Origin of the sequence: Glycomyces sp. TRM65418, assembly GCF_019710475.1 — a bacterium.
Taxonomy (GTDB): domain Bacteria; phylum Actinomycetota; class Actinomycetes; order Mycobacteriales; family Micromonosporaceae; genus Glycomyces.
Genome location: NZ_JAJFAX010000002.1, coordinates 547,546 through 568,968, shown reverse-complemented (window position 1 = coordinate 568,968; position 21,423 = coordinate 547,546). Strand labels below are relative to the sequence as shown.

Here is a 21,423-nt window from a genome sequence, read left to right as displayed (position 1 = left end):
GCCGCACCACCCTGCCCGAGGGTGGCCCACGAGTCCCACCGGGCGGCCTCAGGGGCTTCCGGCCCGAGGCGGGCACTGGTCGGGCCCGACGGCTCCTCGGGGCAGTCCCGGATGCGGCTGCCCGGTCAGGCTCGCCGCCGCGACCCGCAGCGCCAGTGCGCGGTCGACCAGGAGACAGGGCCGGGGCGGGCTCGGCACACCGGACCCGGTGCGCTCCCGGCGGAGCGCTCGCCTTCTTCCGCCCCGCTCCGCCGCATCGGACGCGCCCGCGGAGCGCTCGCCCCTTCCGCCCGCCGGACCGCGGGGCGTCCTTCAGAGCGATCGCTCGATGCCCCGCCCCGGCCCCATCCCCGCCGAACCGGACCTCCTCGCCCACCGTGGCGCGAATCCGACTCCAGGCCCGATCGGCGCCTGCAATACCCTCTCCGCAGCGGCACCCGAGCCCGACCGGAAGGAGCCTCCTTTGATCCTCGTGGCAGGCGAGAACGTCATCGACCTCGTCCCAGCCCCCGGCGGCCTGCTCAGGCCCACGTGCGGCGGCGGCCCCGCGAACACCGCCGTCTCGCTCGCCCGGCGCGGCGTCCCCACGGCACTCGTCGGCGCGGTCGGCGGCGACAGCTTCGGACGGCAGATCTGGCGCCGCCACATCGCGGCGGGCGTCCACCGCGACTGGCTGCACCGCACCGACCTCTCCTCGACCCTGGGCCTCGCGGTCGTCGACGAGGACGGGCGGGCCGACTACGACTACTGGACCACCGGCACCGCCGACTTCGCCTGGGAGGGACGCGCGCTGCCCAAGCCCGACCCCGCCCACGTCGACCTCGTGCACTTCGGCTCCCTCGCCGCGTACCTCGAACCCTCGGCGCGCGTCATCGAGCACTGGGTGAGCCGCGCCCGCCGCGCCGTCCCGGTCTCCTTCGACCCCAACATCCGCCTCAGCGCCATGGGCGAGCCCGAGAAGGTCCGCGAGCGCACCGAGCGGCTCGTCGCCCTCGCGAACCTCGTGCGGGTCTCCGAACGCGATCTCGCCAAGCTGTACCCGGGCGTCGCGGTGGACGAGATCGCCCGCAAGTGGCTCGAAACCGGCCCTGAACTGGTGGTGGTGACCTTGGGCGACGCCGGGTCGGTGGCCTTCCACCGCAGCCATGTCACCGAGATGGCGGCCGTTCCGACGGAGCTGGTCGACGCGATCGGCGCGGGCGACGCCTTCACCTCGGGGCTCCTGGGCTGGCTGACCTCGGCCGGGTGGATGCGGCTCGACCGCCTCCCGGCGTGGGGCAACCAGAGCGTGGTCGCCGCCGCGCTGCGCTACGCGAGCCAGATCGCCTCGCAGGCCTGCACCGTCCCGGGCGCCCCCTGAGGACCGCGTTCCCGAACGCGCCGTCGTCGAGGCGCGCGTGAGGCCGCCCTGGACGGCATAGGATCTTGTTGTGTCTGCTCCCGAACTGCGGATCTGCCTCGACGAGACCGACCTCGACGCGGCGCTCCGACTCGACGCCCGGCGGGGCCTGACCTCGCACCCGAAGTACCTCCCGATGCGGCTGCACTACGACGGCCGCGGCTCGGCGCTCTTCGGCGAGCTCACGCAGCAGCCCGAGTACTACCAGACCCGCAGCGAGCGGGCGATCCTGCGGGACCGGGCCGAGGAGATCGCCGACGCGCTCGGCGCCGACCCGGTGTCGGTGATCGAGCTGGGCGCGGGACGGGCCGAGAAGATCCGGCCGGTGCTGGGCGCGCTCGCCCACTCGGGCCGTCTGGATGCGTTCTGGCCCTTCGACGTCGCGCAGAGCGAGGTCCGGGACGTGCTGCTCGAGCTCGCCACCGCCTATCCGGACGCGTACCTCGGCGGCATCGTCGGGGACTTCACCCGCCACCTGGCGCATCTGCCCGACCACCACGACACGCGGCTCGTGGCGTTCCTCGGCGGGACGTTCGGGAACTTCACCGGGATGGAGCGCAGCCACTTCCTGCGGGACCTGCGGGAGGCGCTGCGCCCGGGCGACTGGTTCCTGCTCGGGGCCGACCTGGTCAAGGACCCCGAGGTGATCCTGGCGGCGTACAACGACGCCGCGGGCGTGACGGCCGAGTTCAACCGGCATGTGCTGTACGTCCTCAACCACCGGCTCGACGCCGATTTCGAACCCGACAACTTCGAGCACATCGCGTTGTGGGACGGCGACACCGCGACTGTGGACATGCGGCTGCGGGCGATGAAGCCGATGGCGGTGGACGTCGCGGCCCTCGGCGTGGACGTCAGTTTCGCGGTGGGCGAGGAGATCCACACCGGCATCTCGACGAAGTTCCACCGCGGCGAGCTGGAGAACCAGCTCCAGGCCACCGGGTTCGAGCCGGTGCGGTGCTGGACGGACGAACGCGGTTACATGGGCGTGTTCCTGGCCCGGGCGTTCTGAACCCCCGGCGGCCCTTGGGGCCGTGCGGAAACGGCATGCCGCGCTCCCGCGATCGGGCACGCCTCGGCCCGGTCCGGGCTAGGGTGGTCGGCATGGGAGAGATCGTGCTCATCCGTCACGGCGAGACGACCTGGTCGGCCTCCGGCCAGCACACCTCGGTCACCGACCTCGACCTCACCGAGAACGGCGTGTCCCAGGCGAAGGCGCTCGCGCCGCTGCTCGCCCGATGGGATTTCACCGAGGTCTGGTCGAGCCCGCGCAAGCGCTCGCTGGTGACGGCGGATCTGGCGGGCCTCGAGATCACCGCCGTCGTCCCCGACCTGGCCGAATGGGGGTACGGCGATTACGAGGGCCGCACCAGCGAGGAGATCCGGGAGGAGAACCCGGACTGGTCACTGTGGACGCATGGCGGCAAGGGCCCCGGCGGTGAGACGCCGGACGAGGTCGCCGCCCGCCTGGACCGGGCGCTGGCCGAGGCCGAGGCGCTGCTGGACCGCGGCGACGTGGCGCTGGTGGCGCACGGCCACAGCACCCGGGTGGCGGCGGCGCGGTGGCTGGGCAGGCCGGCGCGGGACGGCCGCGAGTTCACGATCGACACCGCCTCGATCGCGGCCTTGGGCTATGAGCACGGGCGCCACGCGATCGCCCTGTGGAACCTCACTCCTTGGGCCGCCGATCCGGAGTGAGCCGCCGCGGATCGGGGGTCGTGTGCCGTCGGCGATTTCGGTCCAGGCTGGTCGCGGCCCTTGGCGAGGCTGCATGGGCCCGGTATTCGTCTCGATCGCGACCGCCGCTGTCAGCACGTTCGCCGGGGAGGTCGCCAAGGGCGTCGTCGCGGCCGGGAAGTTCGTGAAGGAGCGGTTCGCCAAGGACGACGGGCAGGAGCTCGTGCTGCTGCGGGCCGAGACCGGCGAGATCCCGGTCGAGGACCTGGCCGCCGCGATCGAGCGACTACGCGTTCCTGGAGCAGCTGAGCGCCCTCACGGGCCGACCGATTCAGGTGGCCCAGGTGAACCAGGCCGGGCGGCAGGTCAGGTTCCAGAACAACTTCCATGGCGAGGGCCCGAAGAACGTGGTCCAGGCCGACACGATCAACGGCTTGCGCCTCTGAGCCGAACCGCGGCCCCTGAGCAGCGCGATCCGGCACTAGAGTCGGTGCATGAAACGCGTCCTGTGGCTGATCGCCTTCGTCGTCGGCGGCTTCTTCATCGTGCGGGCCCTCATCGAGCCCTTCGTCATCGACTTCTCGGACCCGTCGAGTTACGAGAACGACTGGGGCGGCCCGAGTCTCATCGGCGTGCTCCTGGTCCACATGGGCCCGGGCGTGATCGCCGCGCTCCTGATCATCCGGGGCCTGCGCAAGGCCGACCGCCGCAAGGACGAAGGCGGCGACCCCCTCGACTGATTCCCCGTTCCCGGCAAGGCGCTCATGACATTCTTGCTCAACCTGCTCTCGCTCCTCGGCTGCGCGGCAGCCGTGGCCGTCTTCGTCACGGTCGGGCTCCGGATGCTCATTCCGAAGGAACCGCACTCCCCTGCCGCTGGGCGGCCGCGGCTGCGCAAGCGGCTCGCCGGGTTCGCTCTCCCGACGGCGCTGCTCGTCGTGGAGCTGCTGGCGACGGCGGTGGTGACCGCTTACGGAGCGCCCGTAGGCGACCGAGGCGGCACGGTCGTCGAAGTCATCGAGACCGGCGAGTGCCGAAGGCCTGTCACCGGTTTCGGCTTCGTGCAGTCCTGCACGCCGGCCGGATACCGTTCGACGGTCCCCAGCGACTCGTATCTGGAGCGAGGCGAGTCGCCCACCGTGATCGGGGGCGCGACGGTCGGATCGGGCGACCGGGTCGCGAAGTACACGGCCGTCGGATGGGACCGCTGGCTCATGCCGTTCGCGGATCGCTCGCAATGGCGGTCGGTGAGCGACGAAGAGCGCCCGAACCTGCTGTGGCTCCCGGCGGCGGCGATGGGAGGAGCGGCACTCGGTTTCGGGGCACTCGCCAAGGCACTGCGGCGGCAGGCCGACCGCACCGCCGCCGTCGAGCACCTCACTTGATCCGGTCGGCCCGGCGCTGGCGTTGTTTCCGGGTTCGATCGGCCATCGGTTTACGGAGGAGCCGAAACAGCGTCAATGCCGCGAGGAGAATCGCGCTCCAGAACCAGGGGTCTTGAACCCAGTAGCCACGCCCCTGGAAGGCACCGGCGAGCAATCCCGTCGGCACCCCCGCGAGCACTACGTCGAGGTTGCGGGGGAGCTCCGAGAACGGCCGGCGGATCCCGGGAATCAGTGCGACCAAGTGGGCGATGAGCAGATAACCGGTCAGCGCGGGAAATGCGAGCTCCCAGCCCTTGGCGTCCGCCGCGATGGCCGAAACGGCCGCGGAGGCCGCGATGACGTAGAAGACAACGCATCGAAACCAAGGCACGAGCCGCAACTGCCCGAAGAAGGAGAGTCGTCGGTCTGCGTCGACGACCGCTCGCGTGGTGGACTCGTCTTTCGCGGGAGTCCCCGCGACGCCCACCACCATGACCGCGATCTGCAACATGGCGCTGGCGGTCCGCTGGACCGTGCCGCTCTCGATGGCGATGGCGTACCCGTTGACTGCGAAGGCGGGTATGCAGGCCAGGATGCCGACCGCGAACACGGGGCCGAGGTAGACCTTCGGCCGTCCCGGTTCGCGGTAGGACGCGATCGAGCTGGGCCGGTGCTGTCGCGGCGTGCGGGGGTCGAGGGGCGGCGGGGGGCCGAACATGGGGGTGGACCTCGTTCAGTTCTCGGGCAGCGGCTCGGGGCAGCCGCGGCTCACTCGGAGTCTAGCGACTGCCCCGGATTCGCGCTGGTCGCGATGACACTCCCGATCCCTTGTAGAGGTTTCGCGGCGGATCGCCTCGGTCAGGCGAGGTCGATTCTGGTGAGGCGCTGGGTGGAGCGGGTGAGGACCACGTAGGCGACGCCGGGGCCGTGGGTCTCGGCCACGGACTCGAGGTCGACGGCGATCACGGCGTCCCATTCCAGGCCCTTGGACTCCAAGGGCCCCACCAGGGTCACGCGTCCGTCGTGGACGATGCCGCGGAGCTCGTCGTGGCGGTCGTACGGGGCGATGATCCCGACCGTGCCCTCCACGGCCTCCAGCGCCTCGACCACCGCGCCCGCGACCTCGGGCAGCAGCGCGTCGGCGGCGACGGTCTTCTCGGCGACCGCCGCACCGGTCTCGCGCACCGCCTCGGGGAGGTCGATGTCCCGCAGGCGCGGCTTGGCCCATTCGGCGGCGTAGTCGAAGACCTCTTTGGAGTTCCGGTAGTTCTTGGTCAGGTGGAACTCGTAGATCCGCCCGTGCGGGACGGCGCGGCGGCGGGACTCGGCGCTCTCCTTGGGGCGCGGCCAGCTCGACTGGGCCTCGTCGCCGACGATGGTCCAGCCGGCGGCGCGCCCGCGGCGGCCGAGCATGCGCCACTGCATCGGCGACAGGTCCTGCGCCTCGTCCACGATGACGTGGGCGTAGTCCTCGTAGAACGCGTCGCGGGCCTGCCGCTCCGGCCGGTCGTAGTAGCGGTCCTGGGTGGTCGAGACCTCCTGGATGCCGTCCCACGAGCGGATCCGGTCGCGGCCCCGCGGCTGCGGCTTGACGCCGAGGAGCATCCGGAGCTCGTCGAGCAGCGCCACGTCCGGGATGGAGAAGTCGCTCTCGCGCAGCGACGCGGCGACCGCTTCGATGGCGCCGCGCTTCAGGTGGCCTTCGGCGGCGGAGGCGAGGCGGCGGACGTCGCCGGCCCAGCCGAGCACGTCGGCCGGGTCGAGGTCGGGCCACCAGTGGTCGAGGAAGGTGAGGAACTCCCCGCGCGAGCCGACGTCGCGGGAGAACTTCGCCGGCTCCGCGTCCTCGATGACGGCTTTGACCTTGCGCCACAAGGCGACCAGCAGGGCGCGTCCGGCCTCGGTCTTGGCGAGGTTCGGGCGCGTCTCCTTCTCGAAGACGCGGGCGCGGGCCACCGCGAGCTCGGCGGCGTCGAGCGTGAAGACGTCGCCGCGGTAGACGATCCGCAGTTCGGTCGGCGCGCCCGGCGGGGTCTGGCGCACGAGGCGGCGCAGGATCGGGAGCATGACGGTGCCGCCCTTGACGGCCGCGACCTCGGGCCGGTCCTGGCGGGTGGCCTCGACCCCGGCGTACAGCTCGCCGAGCGAGTACAGCGCGGCGGTCTCCTCGCCGAGGCTGGGGAGGACCCTGCCGATGTACTTCATGAACACCGCCGAGGGGCCGACGACGAGGATGCCCGCGGCCTCGTAGCGGTTGCGGTCCTGGTAGAGCAGGTACGCGGCGCGGTGGAGCGCGACGACGGTCTTGCCGGTGCCGGGGCCGCCGGTGATGATGGTGGCGCCGCGGCCGGGAGCGCGGATCGCGGCGTCCTGTTCGGCCTGGATGGTCGCGACGATGTCGCGCATGCGCCCGGTCCGCTTGCGGCCCAAGGCGGCCATGAGCGCACCGTCGCCGATCACGGGGAGCCGTTCGGCGGCGTCCTCGTTGAGCAGGTCGTCGCTGATCTCCTCGACCCTGCGGCCGAAGGAGCGGATGACGCGGCGGCGGGCCACGTCCTGGCGGTCCACGGCGGTCGCGCGGTAGAACGGCGCGGCGGCGGGGGCGCGCCAGTCGACCAGGAGGGTCCGGTACTCCTCGTCGCGCACGCCGAGGCGTCCGATGTGGCGCGCCTTCCCGTTGTCGAAGTCGAGCCGCCCGAAGACGAGGCCCTCGTGCTGCGAGTCGAGGTCGGCGATGCGCCGGGCGGCGCGGTAGACGAAGACGTCGCGTTCGTACTGCGCGCCGGGGACGGTGGCGGCGAGGTGGGCGTAGCCGGAGTCGCGGTTGCCGAGGGCTTCGCCTCGGAGGATGTCGACGCGGTCGTAGACGCGGTCGACGAAGGCCTGCTCGATCGCGATCTCCTGCTCGGGGGTACTGGAGGGATCGGGCTCGGGCAGGGCGTGGGACGTGTCGTCGTCCTGCTGCTGGTCGTCGGCGGGGCCTGGTTCCTGGGACACTGCGCTCCTCGCTCGAATTCGGGAACGCACCAGCCTAGCGCGTCGGGGTGACGGCCGTCCGCCGATCGGGGCCTAGACGCGGCCGGGCCACACCTTGTACATCCAGGAGTAGTCGTCGTCGATCTCGGTGAAGCCGAACTGCTGGTAGAGGCCCTCGGCGTCGCCGGTGGCCAGGACGATCCGCTTGAGCCTCATCGCCTCGGCGTCCTCGACGATGTGGGCCATGAGGCGCTTGCTCAGGCCCTTGCCGCGGGCGTCCCGGTCCACGTAGACGTCGCTGAGCCAGCCGAAGTAGGCGCGGTCGGTGACGAGCCGCGCGAAGGCGAGCTGGCGGCCGTCGCCGTCGTAGAGCCCGTACGGGAGCGAGTGGTCGATGGCCCGGTCCATGTCCTCGCGGGTGCGGCCGACGGCCCAGTACGTGTCGGTCGAGATGACCCGGTGGATCCACTCGCGGTCGAGGCGATCGGGGTCGGAGGAGATCGTGTACGCGTCGCTCATGCGCCCAACCTAAGCCCGGCGGGGGCGTCCGCGCCAGCGCGAATCCGGCGGTTGTCCCTGCGGCGCAGGTAGATCTCGATGAAGAGCACGTTGACCACGACGGATCCGACGATGGCGGCGAGGTAGGCGCGGTCGAACAGCGCCTGGAAGTCGCCGCCGTACACCGACTGCAGGAGCGGGAGCTGGGCGACGACGAACAGGCCGATGAAGACGCGGAGGGTGACGGCCGCGAAGGTCGCGGCCATGTTGCGCAGCATCCACCGCTCGTGGCCGGCGAAGTCGCGGGAGCGCACGGCCCGGTAGGCGCGCAGCGCGGTGTAGAACCAGTACACGTCGATGAACACGAACGCGGCGACGGCGAGCGGCCCGGCGGTGGTGAGCACGGCGACGACGATCCCGGTGAGGCTTCCGGGCAGGACGCCGGCCAGGAGGTAGACGCGGCCGAGGAGCCGGTGGGTCCGGGGGCTGCGGCGGCGGATGGAGCCGAAGAACTGGAAGGGGCCCACCAGGAGGGCGATGCCGGCGGTGGCGGCGTGGACGACGAGGACCGGCAGGTGGATCGGCACGTCCTCGCGGAGCTCGATCCGCATGTGGCTGCCGAAGAGGTAGACGGGCACGGCGTAGAGGGTCACCCCGACACTGAGCACCGCGACGACGGTGACGGCGACGCGCCGTCGTCTCGAGGGGATCCGGCCGGGGGCGGCGAGGGTGGCGGACATGTCGGCCTCCTTATTGAGAGTAACACTATCGATAGTAAAACTATCACTTGATTCGGTCGGCGGTCAACCGCGCTTCGGGTAAGAAGGACCCATGCGAATCGGAGAGCTCAGCGCGAGGACCGGGGTTCCGGCGGCCACGATCAAGTACTACGTGCGCGAAGGGCTCCTCCCCGGCGGCGAGCGGATCAGCCACAACCAGGTGCGATACGGCGAGGAGCACGTGCGGCGGCTGCGGCTCGTGCGCGCGCTGGTGGAGACCGGCTCGCTGCCGATCGCGAAGGTCCGCGAGGTCCTGGCCGAGATCGAGGAGCCGGACCGCGATCTCGACGGGACCCTCGGCGTGGTCGCCGGGGCGCTCTCGGCGCACTGGGAGCCGCCGCAGGGGCCGAAGGCCGAGGACGTCGAGACGGCGCACGCGATCATGGAACGGCAGGGCTGGCACCGGGTGAACCCGGGGATCCCGCAGATCAACGTGCTCGCCGACGTCATCGGCCGCCTGCGGCTGCTCGGCATGGACGACATGGTGGACCGGATCGACCAGTACGCGCGGGCCGCCGAGACGGTGGCCGAGGCCGATCTCCGGCTCCTGTTCACCCGGGACGACCGCGACGAGATTCTCGAGACGATGATCGTCGGCACGGTCCTCGGCGACGCGCTCCTCTCGGCCCTGCGGCGGATCGCCCAGGTCGAGATCTCGGGCCGCACCTTCAATGCGCGCGAAGGCGAACCGGACGGCACGGCCAAAGGCTGAGTCATTGTGGACGAAGGCCGGCGAGGCCGCCTCCGCACGCCCGTCCATGCTCATGCGCTGATGGCAATGTCTGCACTTGTCGGCTTTTTGACTTCGCAAGTCGATTGGGTGGTTCTACGCTGATTACAGCGCACACCGGTGGCGCGGCGACAAGGACCAAGCCTGCTCGACGAGAGACTTTGTCGCCATCACCAGGAGGCCGTTCTGCGACGTGGGGTAGCAGGAACGGCCGGCGGCGGGGCTCCATATACCTGGCCTGGAGCCCCGCCGCACTTCCAACGTGGCCCCCGCTTGCGGGCGGCCTTACGATGGAGGCGTCGACCGTCTCACCGAGGAGTGCGATCCGTATGGCCCTCAACTCGAACATGGTCCCGCTCGGCACGCCCGCGCCGGACTTCACGCTGCCCGATCTGGACGGCAAACTGCGCTCACTGTCCGATTTCGACGCCCCGATGCTGCTGGTCGCCTTCGTGTGCAACCACTGCCCGTACGTCCGCCACATCGAGCAGGTCTTCGGTTCCTTCACGACCGGGCAGGTGGACCTGGACGTGGCGGCGATCTGCTCGAACGACGCCGAGCAGTACCCCGACGACGCGCCCGCGGGCCTCGCCGAGCAGGTGGCGCGCGCGAACTGGGCGTTCGCCTACCTCGTGGACGAGTCGCAGGAGGTGGCGCGGGCCTACCGCGCGGCCTGCACCCCCGACTTCTTCCTCTACGGGCCCGACCGCAAGCTCGCCTACCGGGGCGCGTTCGACGGTTCGACGCCCGGCAACGGCGTGCCGGTCACCGGGGAATACCTGGCGCTCGCGATCGAGCAGGTCCGCAAGGGCGAACCGGTCCCCGAGCCGCACTACCCGTCCACGGGCTGCGGCATCAAGTGGCGGGCCGACGCCGACGAGTGAGCCGTAGCGGGCCGCGGCCCCGCCGGGGTCGCGGACGAGCCGCCGCCGGGGGTGCTCCGGAACCGCTTCGGACGTACCCCCGCGGCGCCGCGCATCCTCACTCGCGGCGGACCGCTCCGCGAAAACGACAGGCCGGCTCACGCGGTCCTACCCGTAGAGCGGCCCTTGCATCGGGGGGCCTTGCGAATCACCGCTCGCGGCAGGCCGCTGCCCGGTGATCAGGCCTTAGGACTGCGCCACAGCTGGTGCAGCGCGATCTCCAGTTCGCCGAGCATGTTGCGCAGCAGCGGCATCGACAGGCCGATCACCGTGCCAGGGTCGCCTTCGATGCGGCTGATGAACGCCGAGCCGTAGCCGTCGATCGTGAACGAGCCGGCCACGTGCAGCGGCTCGCCCGTCGCCACATACGCGGCGATCTCCTCGTCGGCGACCTCCGCGAAGTGGATCACGGTCCCCGACGCGCGCACGATCTGCCGGTCCGCGGCCACGTCGATGAGGCAGTGCCCGGTCCACAGCGTCCCCGAACGGCCCCGCATCCGCTTCCACCGCGACGTGGCCTCCTCAGGGCCCTCCGGCTTGCCGAGGATCTCGCGGTCGAAGTGCAGCACCGAATCGCAGCCGAGCACGAGCGCATCGGGCCCCACTTGATCGAGGACCGCGTTGGCCTTCAGCTCGGCGAGCGTCGACGCCAGCTCGGCGGGGTCCTCCCCCGTCACCTGGCTCTCGTCCACGCCCGAGACGATCACCTGCGGCTCGATCCCGGCGGTCTTGAGCAGCTCGCGCCGCGCCGGAGACTGGGAAGCGAGCACGAACGGCCGCGCCGCTTCGCTCCGTGAGGCACTGTCAGACGGCCGCGCCGCTTCGTTCACTGAAGCGCTGTCGGACGGACGGGTCAACGCTCCAACCCCCGGCGGGCCGGGACGGCGGTGTCGCGCCACGAACGGCGCACCCGCAGCTTCAAGCCCGGATCCGACCAGGCGGCCCGGCGGCGTGGGGCCTCGGCCTCCTCCTCGGGGCGCGGCAGGGCCGTGATCACGCCGACCAGCGCCGCAAGCTCCTCATCCGTGGGGTTCCCACGGAGGACCTTGAGTTCCAGACTCATCGCGCTACTCCTCGCCTGTGCCTTGCGACGTCAGTGTCACTCTTCATCGAAGTCGAATTCGCGGTGCACCCGCTCCCAGAAGCCGTCGCGGACCCAGATCCGCGCTTCCGGGTGGTCGCGTAGAGAGTAACCGAGTTCCTTCTCGGCTTCCACCAGCAGCTCCTTGTCGATGACCGTCGGCAGCTGCGGGCCCGGAAGCAGATCGGCGATGTTGTCGGCGCCCCTGGTCAGCAGCCACTTGTGGCCCACGTACTCCCCCACCGAGCGCACGGTCTCGGGGTCGAGCTTCTCGCCGGTCTGCGTGGTGCGCACGAATTTCGGGCGGGCCGACTCGGCCTGCGCCAACGCGTCCGCGGCGTTCATGGTCACGGCCACGGACTGGCGCTGGCCGAAGACCGCGGCCGGGCTCGGCACGCTCGGTTCGGGCTGGGCCATCGGCGCGCCGACCATGTTGTACGTGGCCGCCGCGGCGGTGCCGCTCTTGGTGAAGTAGGCGCGCAGGTCCTCGGCGTCGATGGTCTCCACGGTGTCGGACTCCCACACCAGGCGCTCGGCCTGGTTGGTGCCGTACGGCGGCTCGACGCCCCACAGGTGGACGCGCACGCCGTAGGCCTGGGCGACCTCGACGGCCGGGACCATGTCCTCGTCGCCGGCGAGGAGGATCGCCTCGTGGATGGCGCGGTGGCGGGCGAGCAGTTCCAGGTCGCTGCGGATCTGGGCGTCGACGCCCTTCTGCTGGCCGCGCGAGTTCAGGTTGCCGAGGCGGACTTTCACGAATTCCATGTTGGCGATGACGCGCTGGTCGACCGTGGGCACGCGGTCGCGGGCGGCGTCGAACCAGTAGAGGCGAAGCAGTTCGCCGTCGGAGAGCAGGTGGGCGGCGCGCTCCATGAGGGACTTGATCAATTTCTCGGCGTCGACGCGGTAATCGCGGCGAGAGGTCGCGTCGAGCAGGAGCTCGGCCGCCGCCGCGTAGAGATAGCCGACGTCGATCAATATGGCGTACCGCCGGGACGGCAACCCGGGCAGCATCCCTCCGATTGGTGTCATGGCCCACTCCCAACATCGGGCGGGACAATTCGTCCCGCTTCCCCCAGCTGTATAAGACGGTACCCGGATCGGACTCTTGGGATGGGAGTGGTGCGCGCCGCTTCGCGCGGCAAAGCGGTTTCGCCCGGTAGCGGGCACGACGGGGAAGCGGACGCGTGGCGTGCTCACCGGATCGAGTGAGAGCGGGCGACATCGGGAACACGGCGGGAAGGCGCCGCTCGGCACGACGGCTCGCAAGCGCGGCCCGCACGGCTCGGACTCGCCTGCTTCGCCGAGGCCGCTCGCGAGCCGTAAGGTACCGGCCCCGGGCCGCTCGCGGCCGTCGACACGCCGCACCGGGCCGCCTGCGGACCGCGAGAACGCTGAGCGGAGACCGCTTGGGGCGGCCGTGGACACGCCGAACCGGGCCCGTCTGCGAAGACCGCGGACAGGCCCGCCGGCGCTTCCGTCAGAGCGGGATGTTGCCGTGCTTCTTCGCGGGCAGCTCGTCCCGCTTCGAGGCGTTCATGCGCAGGCCGCGCACCAGCATCGCCCGCGTCTCGCGCGGCTGGATCACCGCGTCGATGTAGCCGAGCTCGGCGGCGACGTACGGGTTGTTCAGCTTCTCCTCGTACTCGGCCATGAGCTCGGCCCGCTTGGCCTGCTCGTCGTCGGCCTTCGCCAGCTCGCGGCGGTAGAGGATGTTGACCGCGCCCTGCGAGCCCATGACCGCGATCTCCGCGGTCGGCCAGGCCAGGTTGAGGTCGGCGCCGACGCCCTTGGAGCCCATGACGCAGTACGCGCCGCCGTAGTCCTTGCGGGTGACGACGGTGAGCTTCGGGACGGTGGCCTCGGCGTACGCGTAGATGAGCTTCGCGCCGCGGCGGATGATGCCGTCGTGCTCCTGCGAGGTGCCCGGGAGGAACCCGGGGACGTCCACGAAGGAGATGATCGGGATGTTGAAGGCGTCGCAGAAGCGGATGAACCGCGCGGCCTTCTCCGAGGCGTCGATGTCGAGGCAACCGGCGAAGTGCATGGGCTGGTTGGCGACCACGCCGACCGGGCGGCCGTCGAGGCGGCCGAAGCCGGTGATGATGTTCTTCGCGAACAGCGGCTGCGTCTCCAGGAACTCGCCGTCGTCCAGGACCGACTCGAGCACCTTGTGCATGTCGTACGGCTGGTTCGCCGAGTCGGGGACGACCGTGTCCAGCTCGAGGTCCGTGGCGGTCAGGTCCAGCTCGAAGTCCTTGGACTCGTAGGCCGGCGGCTCGTCGAGGTTGTTCGACGGCAGGTACGACAGGAGGTGCTTGACGTACTCGAGCGCGTCGTCCTCGTCCGAGGCGAGGTAGTGGGCGTTGCCCGCGACCGCGTTGTGGGTGCGCGCGCCGCCCAGCTCCTCCATGCCGACGTCCTCGCCGGTCACCGCGCGGACGACGTCCGGTCCGGTGATGAACATGTGGCTGGTCTGGTCGACCATGATCGTGAAGTCGGTGATCGCGGGCGAGTAGACCGCGCCGCCCGCGCACGGGCCCATGATGAGCGAGATCTGCGGGATCACGCCTGAGGCGCGCACGTTGCGGAAGAAGATGTCGGAGTAGCCGCCGAGGGAGGCCACGCCCTCCTGGATGCGGGCGCCGCCGGAGTCCGAGATGCCGATGATCGGGCGGCCGGTGCGCAGCGCCAGGTCCTGGATCTTGGTGATCTTCTCGCCGGAGACCTGCCCGAGCGAGCCGCCGAGCACGGTGAAGTCCTGCGCGAACACGCAGACCTCGCGGCCGTCGATGGTGCCGTAGCCGGTCACGACGCCGTCGCCGTAGGGCCGGTTGGCCTCCATGCCGAAGTTCGTGGAGCGGTGCCGCGTCAGCGCGTCCAGCTCGACGAACGACCCCTCGTCGAGCAGCTGCTCGAGGCGCTCGCGGGCGGTTCGCTTGCCCTTCTCGTGCTGCTTCTCGATCGCCCGGGGGTTCCCGGTGGCCGCTTCTGAGAGGCGCTCGGCCAGGTCGGCGAGCCGCCCGGCGGTCGTGTGGAAGTCGATGTCGGTCACGCTTCGGATCGTATCGGCCGCCCCGGTGGCTACGCTATGTGCGTGGACACACCGACGAGAAAGCCACTGGACCGGCACCGTCTCTGGTCGCAGTTGTCGGATAAGTCCGACTTCTGGACCGAGATCGATGTGGTCCAGACCACAGAATCGACGAACGTGGACCTGGCGGACGCCGCGAAGCACGGGGCCCGGGAGGGCCGCGTCCTCATCGCCGAAGAGCAGTCGGGCGGGCGCGGCCGCCTCGACCGGCAGTGGGTGAGCCCGGCCCGGGCCGGCCTGACGATGTCGTTCCTCCTGCGCCCCGCCGCCCCCCGCGAGCAGTGGGGCACCCTGAGCCTGCTCACCGCCGTGGCACTGGAGGAGACGCTCAAAGCGGTTTGCGGCGTGAGCGCGAAGCTCAAGTGGCCCAACGACGTCCTCATCGACGGCCGGAAGGTCTGCGGCATCCTCGCGCAGGTCGAGGGCGGCGCGGTCATCGTCGGCGCGGGCCTCAACGTCTCGCTCGCCGAGGAGGAGCTGCCGGTGCCCGAGGCGACCTCGCTGCTGCTGGCCGGGGCCTCCACACTCGACCGTGAGGCGATCGCCGTGGGCTTCCTCGCGCACGTGGCCGCGGTCTACCAGTCGTGGAACGAGCGCGGCCCGGCCTCGGTCATCGAGCGGTGGCGACGCCACTCGGCCACGCTGGGACGCCATGTGGAGGTGTCGTTCCCCAACGGCCGCAAGGTCACCGGTCGCGCGATCGGCATCGACAACGCCGGCTGCCTCCAGGTCTCGCAGCCGGACGGCGCGGTCGCCACGGTCGCCGCGGGCGACATCGTCCACTTGCGTCCCCAGGGCTGAGACCGCCGACGGCCGCGGAGTCGCCGGCCGTCGAGTCCCGCCGCGGAAAAACGGGAGTGGCACACGCGTTCAGGGGATTCGCCGGAATCGTGGACCGAGCCCTCATGCCGGGGTGTTGTACTGTGCTTTTGACATTTGAACTGCCCCCGCCCGTTCTCACTCCTGGAGGTCCGCAGTGGGATATCCCGACGATCAACTCGCCCGCGGCGAAGTGGTCAAACTGCACACTCGCCCGCACTGGAAGGAGGGCGTCGGCCCCGTCCTGTGGTTCGTGGTGTTCCTGGCCATCGGCGCCATCGCGATCGCCTACACGACCCGGCTCGACTGGGACCCCAAGCCCTGGCTGATCCTGGCCGAGGTCGTCGTCATCCTCGCCCTGCTGATGTGGCTCTCCGTCATCCCGTGGATCCGTTGGCGCTCGACGCATTACGTGATCACCGACCAGCGCATCATGTGGCGCGAAGGCCTCGTGTCCCGCGAGAGCCGCCACATCCCGCTCGGCCGCGTGAACACGGTGTCCTACACGCAGAACGTGTGGGAGCGGATCTTCGGCTTCGGGGACATGAACATCGACTCGGCTTCCGACGACGGCGAGATCAACCTCGTCGACGTGCCCCGCGTGGACAAGACCAAGGCCCTGCTCTACCAGCTCGCCGAGGACGACCGCTTGCGCCGCACGAGCGCGCCCGGCGGCGACGGCACCTGATCCGAAACCTTCTGGTCCGAGAGCGCATCGGCCCCGGGATCCGAGAGGATTGCGGGGCCTTCGTCGTCGGCCGGTCAGGCGCTAATTGAGCACTTCCGCGAGCTTGGGCTTGCGGAACACCCAGGTGCGGTAGGCGAAGAAGCGGAAGATCGTGGCGAAGCCGACGCCGAAGAAGTTGGCGGCGATGTTCACGGCCAGCTCGTTGTCGAAGTACTGCGGCCAGACTTGGGCGAGGCCGGAGTTCGCCCACAGGCACGCGAGCGAGATGAGCAGGCCGATCCCGTTGAAGAGGAAGTACAGCGCGTACTGCCGGTGCGCGGCGGCGCTGCCGCGGCGCTCGCGCCAGGTCCAGTGCCGGTTCCCGGCGAAGGCCACGGTCATGGCGACGAGCGTCGAGATGATCTTGGCGTACCAGTAGGACCAGTCCATGCCCAGATAGAGGAGGTTGAACAGGCCCACGTCGATGATGTACGCGGTGCCGCCGACCCCGGCGAAGCGGATGAGCTCGGCGGCGTGGCGCTTGAGCAGATCGAGTCCACGCGCGAAGAGGCCCCCGAGGCCGCTGCGGGCCGGGGGCGGAGTCGGAGTATCGATGGAGGTCGGCATCAAGGGTCAGCTTACCCGCCCGGCGGCTTCGGCGACACCGTCGAATGCCCTGAACATGCGGCCTGGCCGGGCGATCCACCGGCAGCGGGACGGAAGGCGAAGGCGCACCGTCGCGCATTGTCACACTCGCTGCGCACGCTTGCTTCGGGGCGCTCGGCAACCGACACAGCCGACCCCGGAGGGCCCGCCTACGTCCCCGCCGCACCGCCCTTCGGCTCCGCGATCGCGACCACGCCGACGATGAACGGGTCGTCGCCGCGCTCGAAGCGGATCACCGCCTGCTCGCCCGTCCGCACCCGGTGCACGACCACGTCCACGCCGAACGCGTACCAGTTCGGGTTCTCCACGGCCCCGTTCGCGCGGCACGCGGCCGGCTCGCCGAGGCCCTGGCCGCCCGCGGTGAGGCGGTCGCCGCCGCGGTAGGCCGAGCCGCCCCACAGGGTGGCGGCGATGTCGACCTCGCCGCCGTCCTCCACCTCGATCGCGGTGTCGGCCGCAGGCGCGCCGTCGTACACGGCGACCTCCTTGGCCTCGGCTCCGGGCTCGGCGTACACGACGGTGAGCGCCCAACCGGCCCAGTGCGGCTCGCCGCAGGACCCGTCCGCGTCGATCGGCCAGAGGGGGCATTCGCCGGTCGGCAGCCGATGGTTGTCCGTGGCGACCCAGTACTCGCCGCCGCCGGAGACCAAGCCGGTGACCTCGGTGAACGCCTGCACGCCGGGGTTCGTGTCGCGCATCGTCTCGGCGCTGAGGTCGGTCCAGGAACCGCCGGGCCCGGCGAGCGAGACGTCCGCGGGCAGGTCCTCGTGGACGCCGGCCCAGTACAGGCCCGCCCATGCGATCTCCGCGCCGCCGGGGATCTCCAGCACCGCCCCCGAGACGGCCTCGCCTTCGCGGCCCGCGGGCGCGTCGCCGGGCTTGTACGCCTTCATCGGCCAGGTGTCGCCGCCCCCGACGAGCGCGGCCTCGCGGCAGCCGGGGACCGAGCAGGTCAGCCAGGTGTTCCCCGCGGCCGTGACACCGGTGGCGTCGAGACTCGCGTAACCGACCCGGCTCCCGGCCGGGGCGATCGGCACCTGGAGCGCGGTCGTGCCGCCGATGCCCGGTCCTCGCACCGCGACCTCGAAGGTCTGATAGCCGCTGACGTCCTCACCGATCAGGAGGCGCACGTGGGCCTCGGCCGGATCGGGCATCGCGGCGACGGTGCAGTGCACGACCGCGTCGGTCTCGGCGCAGCTCCAACCTGGCTCGGCCGTCTCGGAGGCGAGCGAGACGCCCTCGGGAAGGGAGATGTCGAGCGTGACGCGCTCCGACGCGGCCTGGCCTCGGCCACGCGGCGCCGCCTCGATCGAGGGACGCACCGCTGCGGCGTCGGTCTCGAGGGCCGGTCGCATCGACTCCGGCGCGCGCCGTTCGAGCCTCGGGCGTGCCGATGCGGGCTCCCCGTTCTGGACCGTCGGGAGGACCGACTCGGGAGCCCCGGTCCCGTCCGGCTCCGCCGCCCGCTCGGTGACCGGCGCGTAGCCCCCGCCGGCGTTCCCGGGCGCCGCCAGGCGGATCGGGAGGACCGCTTCGCCCCCGGCCACGAGACCGGTGGCGCCCAGGCCGTGCTCGATCGAGTAGGCGACGGGTTCGGCGGGCGCCTCGGGCTCCTCGCCCGGCTCCGGCTCCGGTTCCGGTCGGGGCTCCGGGTCGTCCGGCTGGACGGGATCCTCGGGTTCGGGCTCGGGAACCGGCGGTCCGGGCAGTTCCGGCTCCTCGTCGGGAGCGACCGGCTCGGCCACCGACCCCTCGGGGGCGGCCTGCGGGGGCGGCTCCTCCTCGTCCGAGGTGAGCGCGAAGACCACGACCGCGGCGGCCACCGCCACGGCGGTGCCCGAGGCGACGGCCCCCTTCGTCCCGAGCTGCTGGACGATCCGCCTGATCCAGTTCGCGGCGGCCTTGAACGGCGCGAAGAGGAACGCGAACGCGCCGCCGAACGCGAGCCCGGCCGCCGAGGCCACGCCGGCCGCGAGGTACGGGGCGGCGGCGGCGCCCAGGAAGACCCCGGCGATGACGGTGCGCAGGCCCGAGTTCAGCTCGGTGAGTTCGGCGAAGAGCAGGTTGCAGGTGACGCACGAGCCGACGTGGGCGTCCACTTTCGACTCGTCGCGCTCGCCGAGCTTGCCGCGCACGCGCGCGCCGAGGCGGTCCACCGTCCAGCGGCACTCCTCCCGCGGGGAGTCGGCCGCGTGCTCGCTGAGGTAGTTCTGGCGCAGCTTCTCGCGCGCCCGGTACGCGAGCGCGGAGACCCCGTTCGGCGTCATGCCGAGCATGACCGCGATCTTGGCCGGGGGGTCCTCCTCGACCTCGGTGTGCCACAGCACCATCCGCCACCGCTCGGGGAGCTTGCCGAACGCGAGGGCGGCGTAGCGGCGCTCCTGCCCCTCGACGGCGGGGTCGGCGAAGACCTCGCCGGAGTCGTGCTTGGTGAGGTCGTCGGTGAACTCGACCTTCTTGTCGCGCCGCACCCGGTCGTAGAAGGTGTTGCGGAGGGTCTGGAGCATGTAGGGCCGGAAGGCGAGGTCGGGACCGCCGCCTTCGCGGAAGGTGTGCAGGAGCTTGGCGAAGGTCTCCGAGACGAGGTCGTCGGCGCCGGCCGGGTCGCGGGAGAGGATGCGGGCGAGGCGGCGGGCGGCGTGGACGTGGCGCTCGTAGAGGACGGCGTAGGCCGTGGTGTCGCCGCCGCGGGTGGCGGCGATGAGCTCGGGATCGGAGCGGGTCGGGGGCTCGTCCGGCCCCGTGGGGGCGTCGCTCGCCAGACCGCGGGAATCGCCGGCGGGAACGGTCTCGGGCATCGTTCGCCGGTGCTCCTTCCTGGTTGCGCCGAGCTCGTACCATCGGGGGGCTCGGGTCATGCTCGCGGGCGAGGCGTCTGGAACGCGTCGAGCGGAGGATCGCTCGGTGTCTCCATTCGACTTAACGATCGAGTACGCCTCAGGTTGCGCCCGTTCCGCCGTTCGGGCCGGCTGCCGACGAAATGGACATTGCAGCGAGTTTAGGGCAAAAACCCAGCACAGCCGGGAATTGTGATGTGATTGTGACCAGGCGTGATGATATTGGGACTTCCCGTCCGGTTCCAGGCGACTGTCGGAAATACGTCAGGCCATTGCGTACCGTTGGGTCACGCGCGACACGCCGCGACGTGAGGGAGGTGAGCGATGCCCGCATCGGTTCTGTTGGCGCTCTTGGCCGCCACGGCCCTGCTGGCCCTGACCCCGGCGCTGGTGCGCCGATACGACCCGGACGAGCGCATGATCGCCGACCGGTCCTCCTCGGACGCGCGCGTGCTCGCGCGCGAGCGCCACCGCCCTTCCCGGCCGGCCTCGCATCCCACGGTCGCGCTCGACCCTGCGGATGCGGATGAATCCGACATATCGATCGACGAGATGATGGAGGGCCAAGCCGTTCCGGCACAGGGGAAGTCACGCGGGTGGGAGCGCCGCGGCGGTCGCCGCGGGGACTCGGTACGGTTGGAGACCGACCAGTCGTTGACCGGCGAGGACCCCGAGATGCACGAGCAGGCCAGGCTCCGGCAGATGCGAGCCGAGTGGTGGCGGCGGCGCCACCGCCGCGTCCTCTACGTGCTCATCGCCCTCACCGTGCTCGAACTCGTCGGCGTCGCGATCGGCGGACCGGGCTTCTGGGTCGGCGCGGGCGTGGCGCTGCTGGCCCTCGGGGGCTACGTCTACTTCCTGCGCGAACGCGCCAAGCGGCTGCGCCGCGCGCCGCGCAGGCCCAAGGCGATGATCACGGCCGAGCCCGAGCACGAAGAGGCCGGACCGCCCACGTACGTCCCGGAGCAGCCCGACGGCGACGACGCCGAGGGCGAGCCCCGCGAGTCGTACCTGTTCGAGAACGGCACCATGGACGAGGAGCCCTCGCCGCCGCCGCGTCCCGACCCGAGGCGGCCCGACGGCCCCGCGGGCGTGCGCGGGCGCTCCTACGAGGCCCCGGCGAAACTCGAACGCTGACACCGGCCACCGTCGGGCTGCGGCTAAACTTGCCCGGTTATGCCTGATGAGGAACCGCAGCACCGCCATATCCTGACGTTCAACTTCCGCCAGGGCCGCAACAAGCCCCGCCACGACGAGGCCTTCGCGCGCCTGTGGCCGCGCTACGGCATGGAGTGGCAGCCCGAGGACGGCAGGATCGACTTCGCGAAGCTGTTCGGCCGCACGGCCCCGGTGATCCTGGAGATCGGCTCCGGCAACGGCGAGGCCGCCGCGGCCATGTGCGACGCCGACCGCGACCGGGACCTCCTCGCCGTTGAGGTCTACCCCCAGGGCATCGCCGACCTCATGAGCCGCGCCGAAGACCGCGGGCTCGACAATCTGCGCGTCTACCAGGGCGACGCGCTGCCGCTGATGTGGCACGGGATCGCGCCGGAGTCGCTGGACGAGATCCGGGTGTACTTCCCCGATCCGTGGCCGAAGAAGCGCCATCACAAGCGCCGCATCATCCAGACCGAGCACGTGCGGACGATGGCCGGCCTGCTGCGCTCCGGCGGGGTCATCCACTGCGCCACCGACATCGCCGACTACGCCGAGCAGATGCTGGAAGTCCTCACCGCCGAACCGGCCTTCGCGAACACCGCCGAGGGCTACGCCCCGCGCCCGGACCACCGCCCGATGACCAAGTTCGAGCGCCGCGGCATCAAGGAGGACCGCCCCATCGCGGACCTGGTCTTCCGCAAGCGCTGATCGCTACTCCGACTAGGGCGTGCTCAGGCTGCTTACGAACCGTCAAT

Annotated in this window: 21 protein-coding genes; 11 read left to right on the top strand and 10 right to left on the bottom strand. The window is 71.1% G+C overall.

Annotated features, from left to right (window positions below; translation table 11 throughout):
* Nucleotides 1–472 precede the first annotated feature (472 nt).
* The 5 genes from K3N28_RS07630 (at nt 473) to K3N28_RS07610 (ending at nt 4,461) form a co-directional block, all read left to right on the top strand.
* Nucleotides 473–1,360 carry a carbohydrate kinase gene (locus K3N28_RS07630; RefSeq protein ID WP_228091953.1) on the top strand — a complete coding sequence of 296 codons (888 nt, stop codon included), beginning with the start codon at nt 473–475 and terminating at the stop codon, nt 1,358–1,360.
* Between the two features lie 70 nt (nt 1,361–1,430).
* The gene (gene egtD / locus K3N28_RS07625) at nt 1,431–2,411 is read left to right on the top strand and encodes an L-histidine N(alpha)-methyltransferase (protein WP_228091888.1); all 981 of its coding nucleotides are present in this window, start codon (nt 1,431–1,433) and stop codon (nt 2,409–2,411) included.
* Nucleotides 2,412–2,503: 92 nt separating this feature from the next.
* The gene (locus tag K3N28_RS07620; RefSeq protein ID WP_228091887.1) at nt 2,504–3,097 is read left to right on the top strand and encodes a histidine phosphatase family protein; all 594 of its coding nucleotides are present in this window, start codon (nt 2,504–2,506) and stop codon (nt 3,095–3,097) included.
* A gap of 473 nt (nt 3,098–3,570) precedes the next feature.
* Nucleotides 3,571–3,816, top strand: a complete 246-nt coding sequence (locus K3N28_RS07615) for a hypothetical protein (protein WP_228091886.1) — start codon at nt 3,571–3,573, stop codon at nt 3,814–3,816.
* 24 nt (nt 3,817–3,840) lie between these two features.
* Nucleotides 3,841–4,461: a hypothetical protein gene (locus tag K3N28_RS07610; RefSeq protein ID WP_228091885.1), complete on the top strand. Its 621-nt coding sequence runs from the start codon at nt 3,841–3,843 to the stop codon at nt 4,459–4,461.
* On the opposite strand, the gene K3N28_RS07605 is transcribed toward K3N28_RS07610, so the two are convergent.
* The 4 genes from K3N28_RS07605 to K3N28_RS07590 all read right to left on the bottom strand — a co-directional run bounded on the left by K3N28_RS07605 (nt 4,454) and on the right by K3N28_RS07590 (nt 8,654).
* Nucleotides 4,454–5,158: a hypothetical protein gene (locus tag K3N28_RS07605; protein WP_228091884.1), complete on the bottom strand. Its 705-nt coding sequence runs from the start codon at nt 5,156–5,158 to the stop codon at nt 4,454–4,456. The two genes, K3N28_RS07610 and K3N28_RS07605, sit on opposite strands and share 8 nt — an antisense overlap.
* 140 nt (nt 5,159–5,298) lie before the next feature.
* The gene (locus K3N28_RS07600) at nt 5,299–7,437 is read right to left on the bottom strand and encodes a UvrD-helicase domain-containing protein (protein ID WP_228091883.1); all 2,139 of its coding nucleotides are present in this window, start codon (nt 7,435–7,437) and stop codon (nt 5,299–5,301) included.
* Nucleotides 7,438–7,509: 72 nt separating this feature from the next.
* Nucleotides 7,510–7,935 (bottom strand): GNAT family N-acetyltransferase, encoded by a 426-nt coding sequence (locus K3N28_RS07595; protein WP_228091882.1) that lies wholly within the window; start codon nt 7,933–7,935, stop codon nt 7,510–7,512.
* The gene (locus K3N28_RS07590) at nt 7,932–8,654 is read right to left on the bottom strand and encodes a DUF2306 domain-containing protein (protein WP_228091881.1); all 723 of its coding nucleotides are present in this window, start codon (nt 8,652–8,654) and stop codon (nt 7,932–7,934) included. Before K3N28_RS07590 ends, K3N28_RS07595 begins: the two co-directional genes overlap by 4 nt.
* Before the next feature lie 91 nt (nt 8,655–8,745).
* Between K3N28_RS07590 and K3N28_RS07585 the strand changes: the two genes are divergently transcribed.
* Nucleotides 8,746–9,405, top strand: coding sequence for a MerR family transcriptional regulator (locus K3N28_RS07585; protein ID WP_228091880.1), 660 nt, complete (start codon nt 8,746–8,748; stop codon nt 9,403–9,405).
* Between the two features lie 347 nt (nt 9,406–9,752).
* Nucleotides 9,753–10,307, top strand: coding sequence for a thioredoxin family protein (locus K3N28_RS07580; RefSeq protein ID WP_228091879.1), 555 nt, complete (start codon nt 9,753–9,755; stop codon nt 10,305–10,307).
* Between the two features lie 218 nt (nt 10,308–10,525).
* Here the strand turns inward: K3N28_RS07580 and K3N28_RS07575 are convergent, their stop codons facing one another.
* The 4 genes from K3N28_RS07575 to K3N28_RS07560 all read right to left on the bottom strand — a co-directional run bounded on the left by K3N28_RS07575 (nt 10,526) and on the right by K3N28_RS07560 (nt 14,491).
* Complete coding sequence (locus K3N28_RS07575) at nt 10,526–11,116, bottom strand: nucleoside triphosphate pyrophosphatase (protein WP_228091878.1); 591 nt, start codon at nt 11,114–11,116, stop codon at nt 10,526–10,528.
* 83 nt (nt 11,117–11,199) lie between these two features.
* Nucleotides 11,200–11,409 carry an acyl-CoA carboxylase subunit epsilon gene (locus K3N28_RS07570; RefSeq protein ID WP_228091877.1) on the bottom strand — a complete coding sequence of 70 codons (210 nt, stop codon included), beginning with the start codon at nt 11,407–11,409 and terminating at the stop codon, nt 11,200–11,202.
* A 36-nt stretch (nt 11,410–11,445) separates the two neighbouring features.
* On the bottom strand, nt 11,446–12,459 hold the full coding sequence (locus K3N28_RS07565) for an NYN domain-containing protein (protein WP_228091876.1): 1,014 nt from the start codon (nt 12,457–12,459) through the stop codon (nt 11,446–11,448).
* 448 nt (nt 12,460–12,907) lie between these two features.
* Nucleotides 12,908–14,491 (bottom strand): acyl-CoA carboxylase subunit beta, encoded by a 1,584-nt coding sequence (locus tag K3N28_RS07560; RefSeq protein ID WP_374209715.1) that lies wholly within the window; start codon nt 14,489–14,491, stop codon nt 12,908–12,910.
* A 33-nt stretch (nt 14,492–14,524) separates the two neighbouring features.
* Here K3N28_RS07560 and K3N28_RS07555 point away from each other — a divergent pair, with 33 nt between their 5' ends.
* Both K3N28_RS07555 and K3N28_RS07550 read left to right on the top strand, forming a co-directional pair.
* Nucleotides 14,525–15,322: a biotin--[acetyl-CoA-carboxylase] ligase gene (locus K3N28_RS07555; protein WP_228091874.1), complete on the top strand. Its 798-nt coding sequence runs from the start codon at nt 14,525–14,527 to the stop codon at nt 15,320–15,322.
* A gap of 175 nt (nt 15,323–15,497) precedes the next feature.
* Nucleotides 15,498–16,028, top strand: coding sequence for a PH domain-containing protein (locus K3N28_RS07550; RefSeq protein WP_228091873.1), 531 nt, complete (start codon nt 15,498–15,500; stop codon nt 16,026–16,028).
* An 81-nt stretch (nt 16,029–16,109) separates the two neighbouring features.
* Here the strand turns inward: K3N28_RS07550 and K3N28_RS07545 are convergent, their stop codons facing one another.
* Both K3N28_RS07545 and K3N28_RS07540 read right to left on the bottom strand, forming a co-directional pair.
* Nucleotides 16,110–16,634, bottom strand: coding sequence for a GtrA family protein (locus K3N28_RS07545; RefSeq protein WP_228091872.1), 525 nt, complete (start codon nt 16,632–16,634; stop codon nt 16,110–16,112).
* 188 nt (nt 16,635–16,822) lie between these two features.
* On the bottom strand, nt 16,823–19,471 hold the full coding sequence (locus K3N28_RS07540) for a sigma-70 family RNA polymerase sigma factor (RefSeq protein WP_228091871.1): 2,649 nt from the start codon (nt 19,469–19,471) through the stop codon (nt 16,823–16,825).
* 363 nt (nt 19,472–19,834) lie between these two features.
* Between K3N28_RS07540 and K3N28_RS07535 the strand changes: the two genes are divergently transcribed.
* Together K3N28_RS07535 and trmB are read left to right on the top strand one after the other, a co-directional pair.
* Nucleotides 19,835–20,647, top strand: a complete 813-nt coding sequence (locus tag K3N28_RS07535; RefSeq protein ID WP_228091870.1) for a hypothetical protein — start codon at nt 19,835–19,837, stop codon at nt 20,645–20,647.
* 39 nt (nt 20,648–20,686) lie between these two features.
* Nucleotides 20,687–21,376, top strand: coding sequence for a tRNA (guanosine(46)-N7)-methyltransferase TrmB (trmB, locus tag K3N28_RS07530; RefSeq protein WP_228091869.1), 690 nt, complete (start codon nt 20,687–20,689; stop codon nt 21,374–21,376).
* The last annotated feature ends 47 nt before the right edge of the window (nt 21,377–21,423 follow it).